Source organism: Pseudomonas sp. 8209, assembly GCF_028682105.1.
Classification (GTDB): Bacteria; Pseudomonadota; Gammaproteobacteria; order Pseudomonadales; family Pseudomonadaceae; genus Aquipseudomonas; species Aquipseudomonas palmensis.
Map to the genome: position 1 here is coordinate 441,929 of NZ_JANIAH010000004.1, position 14,899 is coordinate 456,827.

13 protein-coding genes are annotated in these 14,899 nt (G+C 62.7%); 5 read left to right on the forward strand and 8 right to left on the reverse strand.

The genetic code is table 11. From position 1 onward, the window contains the following. Nucleotides 1–5 precede the first annotated feature (5 nt). The 4 genes from hflD to NP552_RS11205 all read right to left on the reverse strand — a co-directional run bounded on the left by hflD (nt 6) and on the right by NP552_RS11205 (nt 4,650). Complete coding sequence (hflD, locus tag NP552_RS11190) at nt 6–626, reverse strand: high frequency lysogenization protein HflD (RefSeq protein ID WP_043860859.1); 621 nt, start codon at nt 624–626, stop codon at nt 6–8. After that, the gene (gene mnmA, locus NP552_RS11195) at nt 626–1,747 is read right to left on the reverse strand and encodes a tRNA 2-thiouridine(34) synthase MnmA (RefSeq protein ID WP_058541215.1); all 1,122 of its coding nucleotides are present in this window, start codon (nt 1,745–1,747) and stop codon (nt 626–628) included. Before mnmA ends, hflD begins: the two co-directional genes overlap by 1 nt. 73 nt (nt 1,748–1,820) lie before the next feature. Then, nucleotides 1,821–2,261 carry an NUDIX hydrolase gene (locus NP552_RS11200; protein ID WP_054915102.1) on the reverse strand — a complete coding sequence of 147 codons (441 nt, stop codon included), beginning with the start codon at nt 2,259–2,261 and terminating at the stop codon, nt 1,821–1,823. A 163-nt stretch (nt 2,262–2,424) separates the two neighbouring features. Then, a complete protein-coding gene (locus tag NP552_RS11205; RefSeq protein WP_043860856.1) occupies nt 2,425–4,650 on the reverse strand; it encodes an NADP-dependent isocitrate dehydrogenase in 2,226 nt (741 codons plus the stop codon). Nucleotides 4,651–5,068: 418 nt separating this feature from the next. Between NP552_RS11205 and icd the strand changes: the two genes are divergently transcribed. After that, the gene (gene icd, locus NP552_RS11210) at nt 5,069–6,325 is read left to right on the forward strand and encodes an NADP-dependent isocitrate dehydrogenase (RefSeq protein ID WP_274096729.1); all 1,257 of its coding nucleotides are present in this window, start codon (nt 5,069–5,071) and stop codon (nt 6,323–6,325) included. Nucleotides 6,326–6,386: 61 nt separating this feature from the next. Here icd and cspD read toward each other — a convergent pair whose 3' ends face one another. Further along, entirely contained in the window at nt 6,387–6,641 is a 255-nt protein-coding gene (gene cspD, locus NP552_RS11215) for a cold shock domain-containing protein CspD (protein ID WP_152644099.1), read from the reverse strand. Between the two features lie 228 nt (nt 6,642–6,869). On the opposite strand from cspD, the gene clpS reads away from it, so the two are divergent. Both clpS and clpA read left to right on the forward strand, forming a co-directional pair. Beyond that, nucleotides 6,870–7,232 carry an ATP-dependent Clp protease adapter ClpS gene (gene clpS, locus NP552_RS11220; RefSeq protein ID WP_043860853.1) on the forward strand — a complete coding sequence of 121 codons (363 nt, stop codon included), beginning with the start codon at nt 6,870–6,872 and terminating at the stop codon, nt 7,230–7,232. A gap of 30 nt (nt 7,233–7,262) precedes the next feature. Continuing rightward, entirely contained in the window at nt 7,263–9,533 is a 2,271-nt protein-coding gene (gene clpA, locus NP552_RS11225) for an ATP-dependent Clp protease ATP-binding subunit ClpA (protein ID WP_043860852.1), read from the forward strand. Between the two features lie 130 nt (nt 9,534–9,663). Here clpA and infA read toward each other — a convergent pair whose 3' ends face one another. The 3 genes from infA to aat all read right to left on the reverse strand — a co-directional run bounded on the left by infA (nt 9,664) and on the right by aat (nt 11,444). Continuing rightward, nucleotides 9,664–9,882, reverse strand: coding sequence for a translation initiation factor IF-1 (infA, locus tag NP552_RS11230; protein ID WP_002553999.1), 219 nt, complete (start codon nt 9,880–9,882; stop codon nt 9,664–9,666). Nucleotides 9,883–9,983: 101 nt separating this feature from the next. Further along, nucleotides 9,984–10,691: an arginyltransferase gene (locus tag NP552_RS11235; protein ID WP_043860851.1), complete on the reverse strand. Its 708-nt coding sequence runs from the start codon at nt 10,689–10,691 to the stop codon at nt 9,984–9,986. A 75-nt stretch (nt 10,692–10,766) separates the two neighbouring features. Beyond that, nucleotides 10,767–11,444 carry a leucyl/phenylalanyl-tRNA--protein transferase gene (aat, locus tag NP552_RS11240; RefSeq protein ID WP_088515153.1) on the reverse strand — a complete coding sequence of 226 codons (678 nt, stop codon included), beginning with the start codon at nt 11,442–11,444 and terminating at the stop codon, nt 10,767–10,769. 341 nt (nt 11,445–11,785) lie between these two features. Here aat and ftsK point away from each other — a divergent pair, with 341 nt between their 5' ends. Together ftsK and lolA are read left to right on the forward strand one after the other, a co-directional pair. Further along, nucleotides 11,786–14,191 carry a DNA translocase FtsK gene (gene ftsK, locus NP552_RS11245; protein WP_043860849.1) on the forward strand — a complete coding sequence of 802 codons (2,406 nt, stop codon included), beginning with the start codon at nt 11,786–11,788 and terminating at the stop codon, nt 14,189–14,191. A gap of 65 nt (nt 14,192–14,256) precedes the next feature. Beyond that, the gene (gene lolA, locus NP552_RS11250) at nt 14,257–14,880 is read left to right on the forward strand and encodes an outer membrane lipoprotein chaperone LolA (protein WP_043860848.1); all 624 of its coding nucleotides are present in this window, start codon (nt 14,257–14,259) and stop codon (nt 14,878–14,880) included. The last annotated feature ends 19 nt before the right edge of the window (nt 14,881–14,899 follow it).

Sequence of the window (14,899 nt, forward strand, 5' to 3'; positions counted from 1 at the left end):
CAGGGTCAGCCGCGCAGCATCGGGTACAGCTCCTTGAGCAGCTTGCGCCGGCTGATCACCAGCTGCCAGCGGTGCCCGCCCAGCTGGCGCCACAGGCGCGCAGCACGGATGCCGGCCAGCAGCAGGGCGCGGATCTTCGAGGCATTGTTGGGCTGCTGCAGGTTGCGCATGTCGCCATGCACCTGGATACGCTGGCGCAGGGTGCTCAGGGTGTCCTGGTAGAGGGCGCCGCACGAAGCGATCACGTTTTCATGCACCAGGCCGAAATGATCGGCCTGGGACTGGATCTGCGGCAGGCGCTTGCCGATGGTGTCGAGCATGTCGCCACGCTTGGCCAGCTGGCGCTCCAGGCCCAGCATCGACAAGGCGTAGCGCAGCGGCTCGCGCTGCAGGCTGGCAGGGTCGCGCTCCAGCGCGCTGGCCAGGGCGCGGTAGCCATCCTTGAGGTTCAGGTCGTCACCGCCGAACACCTCCAGGGTGTCCTTGGGGTCGCGTACCAGCAGGCTGCCGAGCATGCAGCCCAGGTCGGCCTCGCTGGCCTGGCCCGTGCGGGCGATTCGGTCGACCAGCACGGCGGCCTGGAATACCCCGCCCAGGGCGACCAGTTGCTCTTGCATCTGGTTCATCAGCGGCTGCTCCAGGGCTCGGCCACTTCGATCACACCGCCCCCCAGGCATACCTCACCGTCATAGAACACCACCGACTGGCCCGGCGTCACGGCGCGCTGCGGCTCGTCGAAAACGGCGCGGTAGCCGCTTGCGGTGCGTTCCAGGGTGCACGCCTGGTCGCTCTGGCGGTAGCGCACCTTGGCCGTCAGCTGGCGCGGGCTGGAGAGGTCGACGGGGTTGACCCAGAAGATCTCCGAGGCGAGCAGGGCGCGGGAGAACAGCCACGGGTGCTCGTTGCCCTGGCCGACCACCAGCACGTTGCGGCTGAGGTCTTTCTCCAGCACGTACCACGGCTCGTCGCTGGCATCCTTGAGGCCGCCGATGCCCAGGCCCTGACGCTGGCCGATGGTGTGGTACATCAGGCCGTGGTGCTGGCCGATGACTTCACCCTCGGTGGTCTGGATTTCACCGGGCTGCGCCGGCAGGTACTGCTTGAGAAAATCGCTGAAGCGGCGCTCGCCGATAAAGCAGATACCGGTGGAGTCCTTCTTCTTGGCCGTGGCCAGGCCGTGTTTTTCGGCGATGGCGCGCACCTCGGGCTTTTCCAGTTCGCCCACCGGGAACAGCGTGCGGGCGATCTGCTCGCCGCCGACGGCGTGCAGGAAGTAGCTCTGGTCCTTGTTCGGGTCCAGGCCCTTGAGCAGCTCGGTACGCCCGTCGATGTCGCGGCGGCGCACATAGTGGCCGGTGGCGATCAGGTCGGCACCGAGCATCAGGGCGTAGTCGAGGAACGCCTTGAACTTGATTTCGCGGTTGCACAGGATGTCCGGGTTCGGCGTGCGCCCGGCCTTGTACTCTTCCAGGAAGTGCTCGAACACGTGGTCCCAGTACTCGGCGGCAAAGTTGGCAGTGTGCAGCTTGATGCCGATGCGGTCGCACACGGCCTGGGCATCGGCCAGGTCTTCGCGGGCGGTGCAGTATTCGGTGCCGTCGTCCTCTTCCCAGTTCTTCATGAACAGGCCTTCCACCTGGTAGCCCTGCTCGATCAGCAGGAGGGCGGAGACGGAAGAGTCCACGCCGCCGGACATGCCGACGATGACGCGTGTCTTTTCGGGTTCGTAGAGTGCTGGACTGGTCATAGGTACCGGCTGTGTATCTGGAAAAAGACGTCGATTCTATCAGGCTGCGCCGCGCAAGGCGAAAGCCGCGGCTTCAATTGCGGATCAGGCTCAGGCTGTGCAGCGGGCCGGCCAGGTAGTCGTCGATGCATTGCGGCACCAGCTCGCTGCGCCAGCGCTCGGGGTCGGCCAGCAGTTCGTCGCGGGTGAGCCAGGTGGCGCGCACGATGTCGGTGTCCAGGGCGCGTTCGGGGTGGTGGCGAAGCGGGCGGGCAGCGAAGCAGATGCGCTGGTAGGTCACGCCGTTGCTGGGGGCGGTATAGAGGTAGATGCCGACGATGCCGGTAAGCTCGACGTCCCAGGCGGTTTCTTCGAGGGTCTCGCGCAGGGCGGCTTCGAGCAGGGTTTCGTTGGCTTCGAGGTGGCCGGCGGGCTGGTTGAAGACGTGCCGGCCGGCCTTGAATTCCTCGACCAGCAGGAAGCGGCCGTTGTCTTCGACGATGGTGGCGACGGTGATGTGGGGTTGCCAGGTCATGCGGGTGCTCCTGCTCAGGGCAGCGTCGCCTGCATCGCGGGTCAAGCCCGCTCCCACACAACCCCTGTGGGAGCGGGCTTGACCCGCGATGCAGACGACACAGATTCCAGAAAGCACAAACCCCGGTGCGTGGCCGGGGTCTGTGTGTCAGCTCAAGCCAACCTTACAGCGCGGCAACCGCGTTGTTGAAGGTCTGGCTCGGGCGCATTGCCTTGGCGGTCAGCTCGGCATCGGGGTAGTAGTAACCACCGATTTCAACCGGCTTGCCCTGGACTGCGTTGAGCTCGGCGACGATGGTCGCTTCGTTCTCGGTCAGTGCCTTGGCCAGCGGTGCGAAGCGTGCTTGCAGCGCCGCGTCATCGGTCTGTGCAGCCAGTGCCTGGGCCCAGTACAGGGTCAGGTAGAAGTGGCTGCCACGGTTGTCGATGCTGCCAACCTTGCGCGCAGGGGACTTGTTGTTGTCCAGGAACTGGCCGGTGGCCTGGTCCAGGGTCGCAGCCAGTACCTTGGCCTTGGGGTTGGCGTAGGCGGTGCTCAGGTGCTCGAGCGAAGCTGCCAGGGCCAGGAACTCGCCCAGCGAATCCCAGCGCAGGAAGTTTTCTTCCACCAGCTGTTGCACGTGCTTGGGTGCCGAACCGCCGGCGCCGGTTTCGAACAGGCCGCCGTTGTTCATCAGCGGCACGATCGATAGCATCTTGGCGCTGGTGCCCAGCTCCATGATCGGGAACAGGTCGGTCAGGTAGTCACGCAGCACGTTGCCGGTGACCGAGATGGTGTCTTTGCCAGCACGGATGCGCTGCAGCGAAACCTTCATGGCCTCGACAGGCGACAGGACACGGATGTCCAGGCCGGTGGTGTCGTGGTCTTTCAGGTATTTCTGGACCTTCTCGATCAGCACGCCGTCGTGGGCGCGTTGCGGGTCGAGCCAGAAGATCGCCGGGGTGGCGCTGGCGCGGGCACGGTTGACGGCCAGCTTGACCCAGTCCTGGATCGGCGCGTCCTTGGTCTGGCACATGCGGAAGATGTCGCCGGCCTCGACGTCCTGGGACAGCAGCAGGTTGCCCTTGCCGTCGACGACGCGGATCACGCCATCAGCCTTGGCCTGGAAGGTCTTGTCGTGGGAGCCGTACTCTTCGGCCTTCTGTGCCATCAGGCCGACGTTCGGCACGCTGCCCATGGTGGTAGGGTCGAAGGCGCCGTGTTGCTTGCAGTCTTCGATCACCGCCTGGTAGATGGTGGCGTAGCAGCGATCCGGGATCACTGCCTTGGTGTCCTGCAGCTGGCCTTCGGTGTTCCACATCTTGCCCGAGTCGCGGATCATCGCCGGCATCGAGGCGTCGACGATGACGTCGCTTGGCACGTGCAGGTTGGTGATGCCCTTGTCGGAGTTGACCATGGCCAGCGCCGGGCGCACGGCATACACGGCCTGCACGTCGGCTTCGATCTGGGCCTGCTGTTCGGCTGGCAGGTCCTTGATGCGGGCGTACAGGTCGCCGATGCCGTTGTTCAGGTTAAAGCCGACCTGCTCCAGTACGGCGGCGTGCTTGGTCAGCGCGTCCTTGTAGTACTCGGCGACGATCTGGCCGAACATGATCGGGTCGGAGACCTTCATCATGGTGGCTTTCAGGTGAACCGACAGCAGTACGCCCTGGGCCTTGGCTTCTTCGATCTGGGCAGCGATGAAGCTGCGCAGGGCCTTGGTGCTGAGCACGGCGCAGTCGACGATTTCGCCGGCCTTGACCGCGGTCTTTTCTTTCAGGACGGTGGTCGAACCGTCCTTGGCCAGCAGTTCGATGCGCAGGCTGTCATCGGCTTCGATCAGCGCGGCTTTTTCGCTGCCGTAGAAGTCGCCGTTGTCCATGTGCGCGACGTGCGACTTGGAGTCGGCTGCCCAGGCGCCCATCTTGTGCGGGTGCTTGCGGGCGTAGTTCTTGACCGACAGCGGTGCGCGGCGGTCGGAGTTGCCTTCGCGCAGTACCGGGTTCACGGCGCTGCCCTTGATGCGGTCGTAGCGGGCGCGGGCTTCTTTTTCCGCGTCGGTGCTGACGGTGTCCGGGTAGTCCGGGATGTTGAAGCCCTTGGCTTGCAGTTCCTTGATCGCGGCCTTCAGTTGCGGTACCGAGGCGCTGATGTTCGGCAGCTTGATGATGTTGGCTTCAGGCGTGGTTGCCAGTTGGCCCAGTTCTGCCAGGTGGTCGGCCACTTGCTTGTCGGCGCCGAGCTGTTCAGGGAAGGCAGAGAGGATACGGCCAGCGAGCGAGATGTCACGGGTTTCGACGGCGATGTCGGCAGTGGCGGTGAACGCTTCGACGATGGGCAGCAGTGAGTAGGTGGCGAGGGCGGGGGCTTCGTCGGTGAAGGTGTAGATGATCTTGGATCGGGTGGGCATATTCGGGTTAACTCTCTGTTTTGCTGAGCGTGCGCGGAATCTCGAGGGGTGCGCAGGATAGGCGCTTCGCTCAAGCGGATCCATGAGCAGAAAGTCGAGGATTCCGGGCTGTGATGGTGGGTTGCATCAGTCGAGTGTCAAACGGCTGAACTGCGGTAACAGCCCAGTCTTGTCGGGGCCGGACGTCTCTATTCGGACCGGTCGCCCCCAGTGACCCTTTGGTCACCGGCGGAGTATATCAAACCCTTGGTCGTAATCATCAAGGTCAACATGTCGGATGGCCACTTTTAGACCAAAGACGTAGAGCGTTTTACGCTGGTATGACGGTTTTTTCGGCGAGGTTTGCGTCTGCGTTCAACTGGGTTAGGCTCTGGGGATTGCATGAAGTCCTATCAACCAGAAAAAAGCGGAGTGCAGCATGGGATACCAGAAAATCAAGGTTCCGGCAGTCGGTGACAAAATCACCGTCAACGCAGACCATTCTCTCAATGTTCCCGACAATCCGATCATCCCCTTCATTGAAGGTGACGGTATTGGCGTCGATGTCAGCCCGGTGATGATCAAGGTGGTCGATGCTGCAGTCGAAAAGGCCTATGGCGGCAAGCGCAAGATCTCCTGGATGGAGGTGTACGCCGGCGAGAAGGCCACCCAGGTCTACGACCAGGACACCTGGCTGCCCCAGGAAACCCTGGATGCGGTGAAAGACTACGTGGTATCGATCAAGGGTCCGCTGACCACCCCGGTCGGCGGCGGCATCCGTTCGCTGAACGTCGCCCTGCGCCAGCAACTGGACCTGTACGTGTGCCTGCGTCCGGTGGTGTGGTTCGAGGGTGTGCCCAGCCCGGTGAAAAAACCTGGCGACGTCGACATGGTGATCTTTCGCGAGAACTCCGAGGACATCTATGCCGGCATCGAGTGGAAGGCCGGCTCGCCCGAAGCGAACAAGGTCATCAGGTTCCTCAAGGAGGAAATGGGTGTCACCAAGATCCGCTTCGACCAGGATTGCGGCATCGGCATCAAGCCGGTTTCCAAGGAAGGCACCCAGCGCCTGGTGCGCAAGGCCCTGCAGTATGTGGTGGATAACGACCGCGAGTCGCTGACCATCGTGCACAAGGGCAACATCATGAAGTTCACCGAGGGGGCCTTCAAGGACTGGGGCTACGAGGTGGCCAAGAACGAATTCGGCGCCGAGCTGCTCGATGGCGGCCCGTGGATGAAATTCAAGAACCCCAAGACCGGGCGTGAAGTGATCGTCAAGGACGCCATTGCCGACGCCATGCTCCAGCAGATCCTGCTGCGTCCGGCCGAGTACGACGTGATCGCCACCCTCAACCTGAACGGTGACTACCTGTCCGACGCCCTGGCGGCGGAGGTGGGCGGTATCGGTATCGCGCCGGGTGCCAACCTGTCGGACACCGTGGCCATGTTCGAGGCCACCCACGGCACGGCGCCCAAGTACGCCGGCAAGGATCAGGTCAACCCTGGTTCGGTGATCCTGTCGGCCGAGATGATGCTGCGTCACCTGGGCTGGACCGAGGCGGCGGACCTGATCATCAAGGGCACCAACGGGGCTATCAAGGCCAAGACCGTGACCTACGACTTCGAGCGCCTGATGGAAGGCGCGACGCTGGTGTCGAGCTCGGGCTTCGGTGAGGCGCTGATCAAGCACATGTAAGCGGGCAGCAAAAGGCCGGCCTGTCCGTGAGGGCAGGCCGGCCCTGGTGTTCCTGGGGTGTTCAGGCGTCGATCGTGGTCGCGCTGCTGGCGGGCTCGCTCTGGGCGCTGGTGACGACGGGTCTTATGTTCTGCGCATGAAACCCCTTGGGTGCCTGAATGATATCGAATGTGACGACTTGTCCGGCCTTCAGGGTCTTGTAACCTTCCATGTTAATGGCAGAGAAGTGGGCAAACAGGTCCTCATCCTTGCCATCCTCGTTGATGAATCCGAATCCCTTGGCATTGTTGAACCACTTGACTTTGCCGGTTGCCATCCTCATATCCCTCTGCAAAGGACTCCATCACTGGAGTATCATCCACTCCATCCGCCTATGAACCTGCGAAAATTCTGGTTGACTGCGCGGATCTTTATCGACCACGGTGGGCTCTTATTGGTTGTAACACCGATTTGCCGATAGTCAAGGTCAGGCGACGGCCGTTCCGGCGTGTGGCCAGGCGGTCCACATTCAACCTTAACCTGTCGAAATGATGAATTTCTTTCCATGCATGCACATAGCCAGATTCGACTAACATTCAATCAGGATCGCCCGCAGCAGGATGAGGACGATGGCTCTGGTCTGGCGGTACAGGAAGCCAAGCCCGCGCTGCAGGCACCACCGATGTACAAGGTGGTTTTGTTCAACGATGACTACACACCGATGGATTTCGTCGTCGAAGTGCTCGAGGTGTTTTTTAACCTGAATCGCGAGCTGGCGACCAAGGTCATGCTGGCCGTCCATACAGAAGGGCGGGCAGTGTGCGGATTGTTTACCCGCGACATCGCCGAGACCAAGGCCATGCAGGTCAACCAATACGCCCGGGAAAGCCAGCATCCGCTACTCTGTGAAATCGAGAAGGACGGTTAATCGCCGACCACTTGGGTATGAGGTGAAGCTATGTTAAACCGCGAGCTCGAAGTCACCCTCAATCTGGCCTTCAAGGAGGCCCGTTCGAAGCGTCATGAGTTCATGACCGTCGAACACCTTCTGCTGGCGCTTTTGGATAATGAGGCCGCCGCAACCGTTTTGCGTGCCTGTGGAGCCAACCTCGACAAGCTCAAGCACGACCTGCAGGAGTTCATCGACTCCACCACGCCACTGATCCCCGTGCATGATGAAGACCGCGAGACCCAGCCAACCCTGGGCTTCCAGCGGGTGCTTCAGCGTGCCGTGTTCCATGTACAGAGCTCGGGTAAACGTGAAGTCACCGGCGCCAATGTGCTGGTGGCGATCTTCAGCGAGCAGGAAAGCCAGGCGGTGTTCCTGCTCAAACAGCAAAGTGTCGCGCGAATCGACGTGGTCAACTACATCGCCCACGGCATCTCCAAGGTGCCGGGCCATGGTGAACACCAGGACGGCGAGCAGGACATGCAGGACGAAGACGGCGGCGAAGCCTCGTCCTCGAGCAATCCGCTGGATGCCTATGCCAGCAACCTCAATGAACTGGCACGCCAGGGGCGTATCGACCCGCTGGTGGGGCGCGAGACCGAGGTCGAGCGCGTGGCGCAGATCCTTGCGCGTCGGCGCAAGAACAACCCGCTGCTGGTGGGCGAGGCCGGGGTGGGCAAGACCGCCATCGCCGAAGGCCTGGCCAAGCGTATCGTCGACGGTCAGGTGCCTGACCTGCTGGCCCAGAGCGTGGTCTATTCGCTGGACCTGGGCGCCTTGCTGGCCGGTACCAAGTACCGTGGCGACTTCGAGAAGCGCTTCAAGGCGCTGCTCGGCGAACTGCGCAAGCGTCCGCAGGCGATCCTGTTCATCGACGAAATCCACACCATCATCGGCGCCGGTGCGGCATCGGGCGGGGTGATGGATGCGTCCAACCTGCTCAAGCCGCTGCTGTCTTCGGGTGATATCCGTTGCATCGGCTCGACTACGTTCCAGGAGTTCCGCGGCATCTTCGAGAAGGACCGGGCCCTGGCGCGGCGCTTCCAGAAGGTGGATGTCAGCGAGCCGTCGGTGGAAGACACCATCGGCATCCTGCGCGGCCTCAAGGGGCGTTTCGAGTCCCATCACAGCATCGAGTACAGCGATGAGTCGCTGCGTGCCGCAGCGGAGCTTGCAGCGCGCTACATCAATGACCGGCATATGCCGGACAAGGCCATCGACGTGATCGACGAGGCGGGGGCGTACCAGCGCCTGCAGCCGGTCGAGAAGCGCGTCAAGCGCATCGATGTGCAGCAGGTGGAAGACATCGTCGCCAAGATTGCGCGCATTCCGCCAAAGCACGTCACCAGTTCCGACAAGGAGCTGCTGCGCAACCTGGAGCGCGACCTGAAGCTGACCGTGTTTGGCCAGGATGCCGCGATCGATTCGCTGGCCACCGCCATCAAGCTGTCGCGTGCCGGCCTGAAGGCGCCGGACAAGCCGGTGGGCTCGTTCCTGTTTGCAGGCCCTACCGGGGTCGGCAAGACCGAGGCGGCGCGTCAGCTGGCCAAGGCGCTGGGGGTCGAGCTGGTGCGTTTCGACATGTCCGAGTACATGGAGCGTCACACCGTGTCGCGCCTGATCGGTGCGCCTCCGGGCTATGTCGGGTTCGACCAGGGCGGCCTGTTGACCGAAGCCATCACCAAGCAGCCGCATTGCGTGCTGCTGCTCGATGAAATCGAGAAGGCTCACCCGGAAGTCTTCAACCTGCTGCTGCAGGTGATGGACCACGGTACCCTGACCGACAACAACGGGCGCAAGGCGGACTTTCGCAACGTCATCGTGATCATGACCACCAACGCCGGCGCCGAGACTGCGGCACGGGCCTCGATCGGGTTTACCCATCAGGACCACTCGTCCGACGCGATGGAAGTGATCAAGAAGAGCTTCACGCCGGAGTTCCGCAACCGCTTGGACACCATCATCCAGTTTGGTCGCCTGAGCCACGAAGTGATCAAGAGCGTGGTCGACAAGTTCCTCACCGAACTGCAGGCCCAGCTGGAAGACAAGCGCGTACTGCTGGAGGTGTCGGATGCTGCTCGCAGCTACCTGGCAGCCGGTGGCTACGATGCGCAGATGGGTGCGCGGCCCATGGCGCGGCTTATCCAGGACAAGATCAAGCGGCCGCTGGCCGAAGAGATCCTGTTTGGCGAGCTGGCCGAGCATGGCGGCGTGGTGCACATCGACCTGCGCGATGGCGAGCTGGTGTTCGACTTCGAGACCACGGCCGAGATGGCCTGATCGCGTTCGCCGGCACGGCCGGCTCCTGCGGGGTGATGCAGCCCTGGTAGGGGTCGGCCTGGCCGGCGAGGCTTTTCAGGCAGGCACGCAAAAACGCCCGGCACTGGCCGGGCGTTCTTGTGTGTAGCGTTTAGCGGGCGCGGTAGGTGATGCGCCCTTTGCTCAGGTCATAAGGCGTCAGTTCGACGCGGACCTTGTCGCCGGTGAGAATACGGATGTAGTTCTTGCGCATCTTGCCGGAGATATGCGCGGTAACGACGTGCCCATTTTCCAACTCCACGCGGAACATGGTGTTGGGCAGGGTGTCGACGACAGTGCCTTCCATTTCGAAGCTGTCTTCTTTCGACATGCAGTAAAGCCCTCGGTGTCCAGTTGCCGGCCCGGTGCAACTGCGCCAGGCTAAAAAGTGGCGTGCATTGTGCCCGAAAAATGGGGTTCAAGCCAAGGGTTTCAGTTAAGCGTGACCCATCGTTGATTGATCAGCAGCTCGATGGGGCGGTACTGGGTCTTGTAATTCATCTTTTTGCAGTTCTTGATCCAGTACCCGAGATAGACCGCTTCAAGCCCCAGGCGCAGGGTTTCGCTGATCTGCCAGAGGATCGCGAAACGTCCCAGGCTGCGCCGTTCTTCCTGGGGTTCGTAGAAGGTGTACACCGCCGATACGCCGTTGGGCAGCAGGTCGGTGACCGCCACCGCCAGCAGCTTGCCGTCCAGGCGAAACTCGTAGAAGCGTGAAAACGGCAGGTCGCGGACCAGGAAGGTGGAGAACTGGTCGCGGCTGGGCGGGTACATGTCGCCGTCGGCATGGCGCTGCTCGATGTAGCGGCGGTACAGCTCGAAGTATTCTTCGTTGAACCGAGGGCGTGCGGGGGTCACCACCAGGTCGGCGTTGCGCTTGATGATGCGCTTCTGCTGGCGATTGGGCGTAAAGCGAGCCGCCGGGATGCGCGCAGGTACGCACGCATTGCAGTTCTGGCAATGCGGGCGGTACAGGTGGTCGCCGCTGCGACGAAAGCCCATTTCCGACAGGTCTGCGTAGACGTTGGCGTCCATTGGCTGGCTCGGGTCGAGAAACAGCGTGGTGGCTTGCTCGTCTGGCAGGTAGCTGCAGGCATGGGGTTGAGTGGCATAAAACTTCAACCGCGCCAGCTCTGTCATGATCAACCCCTCGGGAGGTGCGTTTGGATTAAGTGTAAGCCAGCTGTGAAAACTCGCCTAGCAAACGCCAGGACGTCAGGCCCAGCTGACGTTGGCCGGCTGGTCGAGGTAGTTGCGCAGGTACTCGGCAAAGGCGCTGCGAGCGATGGAGCGGGCGCCGAGGCTGTGCAGGTGGTTGGTGGGCATCTGGCAGTCGATGAGCACGAAGCCGGCCGCCTTGAGGTGTTCGACCAGGTGCACGAAGCCCACCTTGGAGGCGTTGTCGGCGCGGCTGAACATCGATTCGCCAAAGAACAGGCGGCCCATGGCCAGGCCGTAGAGCCCGCCCACCAGCTCGCCGTTTTCGCGCACTTCCACCGAGTGGGCGAAGCCCTGCTGGTGCAGCGTGAGGTAGGCAGCCTGCATGGGGTCGGTGATCCAGGTGCCGTCGGCATAGTCGCGAGGCGCCGCACAGGCACTGATCACGCTGGCAAAGTCCTGGTCGAAGCTGACCTGGTAGCGGCCCTGGCGAATGACCTTGCGCAGCGAGCGCGACACGTGCAGCTCGTCCGGGAACAACACGGTGCGCGGGTCGGGCGACCACCACAGGATCGGCTGGCCGTCCTGGTACCAGGGGAAGCAGCCATGGCGATAGGCCTGCACCAGGCGCTCGGCACTCAGGTCGCCGCCGGCGGCGAGCAGGCCGTTGGGTTCGTGCAGGGCCTTTTCCAGGGGCGGGAAGTCCAGGTTGTTGCGGCTCAGCCAAGTCAGCATGGAGGTGGGTCGCCGTGCGGTGGAGGAGGGGAGGGGAAGGATCGCCGCAAAAGGCTTCGTCGGCAAGGCCGGCGCCTGCCGTTGCCCCGCCGGCGTTGGCGGGCGGCGCAACTTAACCTGCACTATGCTGTCCCAACTACGCAAAAACCCCGCATAAGCCTTTGTCACAAAAGAGAATGCGTGCTCAAATTGCCGTATAGGAAATTGGCCCCCGTTTACGCCTCGTTCCGGCGTGCCGTCATGGCGGCAGGCGGGCAGTAATGTTAAAAGTAGTGGTTTGTTGACCCGGTCGCCCGGTCAACCCCTGTTGGACGCGCATTGAGCGCAGGAATAGACGCGTTTTGAAGAAATCCACCGCAACACCCAACCCCGAGCCGATCTGGCGCCAGCAGCTGCACTACCGGCTCAAGGAAGGTGCGCTGATCGCCATGGGCGCGCTGTGCCTGTACCTGTGGATGGCCCTGCTCACCTACGACCAGGCCGACCCGGGCTTCAGCCATACCAGCAATGTCGAGCAGGTGCAGAACGCCGCCGGTCGCGCCGGGGCGTTCTTTGCCGACGTGTTGTTCATGGTGCTGGGCTATTTCGCCTATATCTTCCCGTTGCTGCTGGCGATCAAGACCTGGCAGATCTTCCGCGAACGTCATCAGCCCTGGCAGTGGAGCGGCTGGCTGTTCTCCTGGCGTTTGATCGGCCTGGTGTTCCTGGTGCTGTCGGGCGCCGCGCTGGCGCATATCCATTTCCATTCGGCCCCGAGCCTGCCGGCCTCGGCGGGCGGCGCGCTGGGCGAAAGTCTGGGTGACCTGGCCAAGAACGCGCTGAACGTGCAGGGCAGCACCCTGATGTTCATCGCGCTGTTCCTGTTCGGCCTGACCGTGTTCACCGACCTGTCGTGGTTCAAGGTGATGGACATCACCGGCAAGATCACCCTTGACCTGTTCGAACTGTTCCAGGGTGCGGCCAACCGCTGGTGGGCCGGGCGCAACGAGCGCAAGCGCCTGGTTGCCCAATTGCGTGAAGTCGACGAGCAGGTGCACGACGTGGTGGCGCCTGTGGTGCCCGACCGCCGCGAGCAGCTCAAGGCCAAGGAACGCATCATCGAGCGCGATACCGCGCTGAGCAAGCATGTGGCCGAACGCGAGCAGCATGTGCCACCGGTGATCATGCCGGCGCCGGCCAAGGCGCCAGAGCCGAGCAAGCGCGTGCAGAAGGAAAAGCAGGCGCCGTTGTTCGTGGACAGCGCCATCGAAGGCACGCTGCCACCGATTTCGATTCTCGACCCGGCCGAGAAGAAGAAGGTCAACTATTCGCCAGAGTCCCTGGCGGGCGTGGGCCATCTGCTGGAAATCAAGCTCAAGGAGTTCGGGGTTGAAGTGTCGGTGGACTCGATCCACCCCGGCCCGGTGATCACCCGCTACGAAATCCAGCCGGCCGCCGGGGTCAAGGTCAGCCGCATCGCCAACCTGGCCAAGGACCTGGCGCGCTCGCTGGCGGTAACCAGCGTGCGCGTGGTCGAAGTGATCCCGGGCAAGACCACGGTGGGTATCGAGATCCCCAACGAAGACCGCCAGATCGTGCGCTTCTCCGAGGTGCTGTCGTCGCCGCAGTATGACGAGGCCAAGTCGCCTGTGACCATGGCCCTGGGTCACGATATCGGCGGCAAGCCGGTGATCACCGACCTGGCCAAGATGCCGCACCTGCTGGTGGCCGGTACCACAGGTTCCGGTAAATCGGTGGGCGTGAACGCGATGATCCTGTCGATCCTGTTCAAGTCCGGCCCCGAAGACGCCAAATTGATCATGATCGACCCGAAGATGCTCGAACTGTCGATCTACGAAGGCATCCCGCACCTGCTGTGCCCGGTGGTCACCGACATGAAGGACGCCGCCAATGCCCTGCGCTGGAGCGTGGCCGAGATGGAGCGCCGCTACAAGCTGATGGCGGCCATGGGCGTGCGCAACCTGGCCGGCTTCAACCGCAAGATCAAGGACGCCGAAGAAGCGGGCGAGCCGATCTACGACCCGATGTTCAAGCGCGAAAGCATGGATGACGTGCCGCCGCTGCTCAAGACCCTGCCGACCATCGTGGTGGTGGTGGACGAATTCGCCGACATGATGATGATCGTCGGCAAGAAGGTCGAAGAACTGATCGCCCGTATCGCGCAGAAGGCGCGGGCTGCCGGTATCCACCTGATCCTGGCCACCCAGCGTCCGTCGGTGGACGTGATCACCGGCCTGATCAAGGCCAACATCCCGACCCGCATGGCGTTCCAGGTATCGAGCAAGATCGACTCGCGCACCATCATCGACCAGGGCGGCGCCGAACAACTGCTGGGCCATGGTGACATGCTGTACATGCCGCCGGGCACCAGCCTGCCGATTCGCGTGCACGGCGCCTTCGTGTCCGACGAAGAGGTTCACCGCGTGGTCGAGGCCTGGAAGCTGCGCGGCGCCCCGGACTACAACGACGACATCCTCAGCGGTGTCGAAGAGGCCGGCAGCGGCTTCGATGGGGGCGGTGGTGGTGGCGGTGACGATGACGCCGAAACCGACGCGCTGTACGACGAGGCCGTGCAGTTCGTGCTCGAAAGCCGTCGTGCCTCCATTTCCGCGGTACAGCGCAAGCTCAAGATTGGCTACAACCGCGCCGCCCGCATGATCGAGGCGATGGAAATGGCCGGTGTGGTCACTGCCATGAACACCAACGGTTCGCGTGAAGTGATTGCGCCCGGACCGATGCGCGACTGATGATTCCTTATCTGCCGGCGGCCATTGACGGCCGCCGGCCCACCCCTACTGCAACGAGGATTTCCATGCGCCTGATTCGCATGCTGTTGGTTTCCGCCATGGCCCTGTCCAGCGCTTCGGTTTTCGCCGCAGAGGCGGACGTCAAAAGCCTGACCCAATTGCTGGAGACGTCCAAGACCATTTCTGCCGGTTTCTCGCAACTGACCCTCGATGGCAGCGGCACCCAGTTGCAGGAAACCACCGGTCAGATGGCGGTGCAGCGCCCTGGCCTGTTCTACTGGCACACCGATGCGCCTGCCGAGCAGGTGGTGGTGTCGGACGGCAAGAAGGTGACCCTGTGGGACCCGGACCTGGAGCAGGCGACCATCAAGAAGCTCGACGAGCGTCTGACCGAAACGCCGGCCTTGCTGTTGTCGGGTGATATCTCGAAAATCAGCCAGAGCTTCGATATCACCTCCAAGCAACAGGGTGACGTGATCGATTTCACGCTCAAGCCCAAAACCAAGGACACCCTGTTCGACTCGCTGCGCCTGTCGTTCCGCAAGGGGCTGGTAAACGATATGCAACTGATCGACAGCGTCGGCCAGCGCACCAACATCCTGTTCAGCGGGGTCAAGGCCAATGAGCCGATCCCGGCGAGCAAATTCAAGTTCGTCGTGCCTGAAGGCGCCGACGTGATTCAAGAGTAAAGAGGTCAAGCCCGCGTCC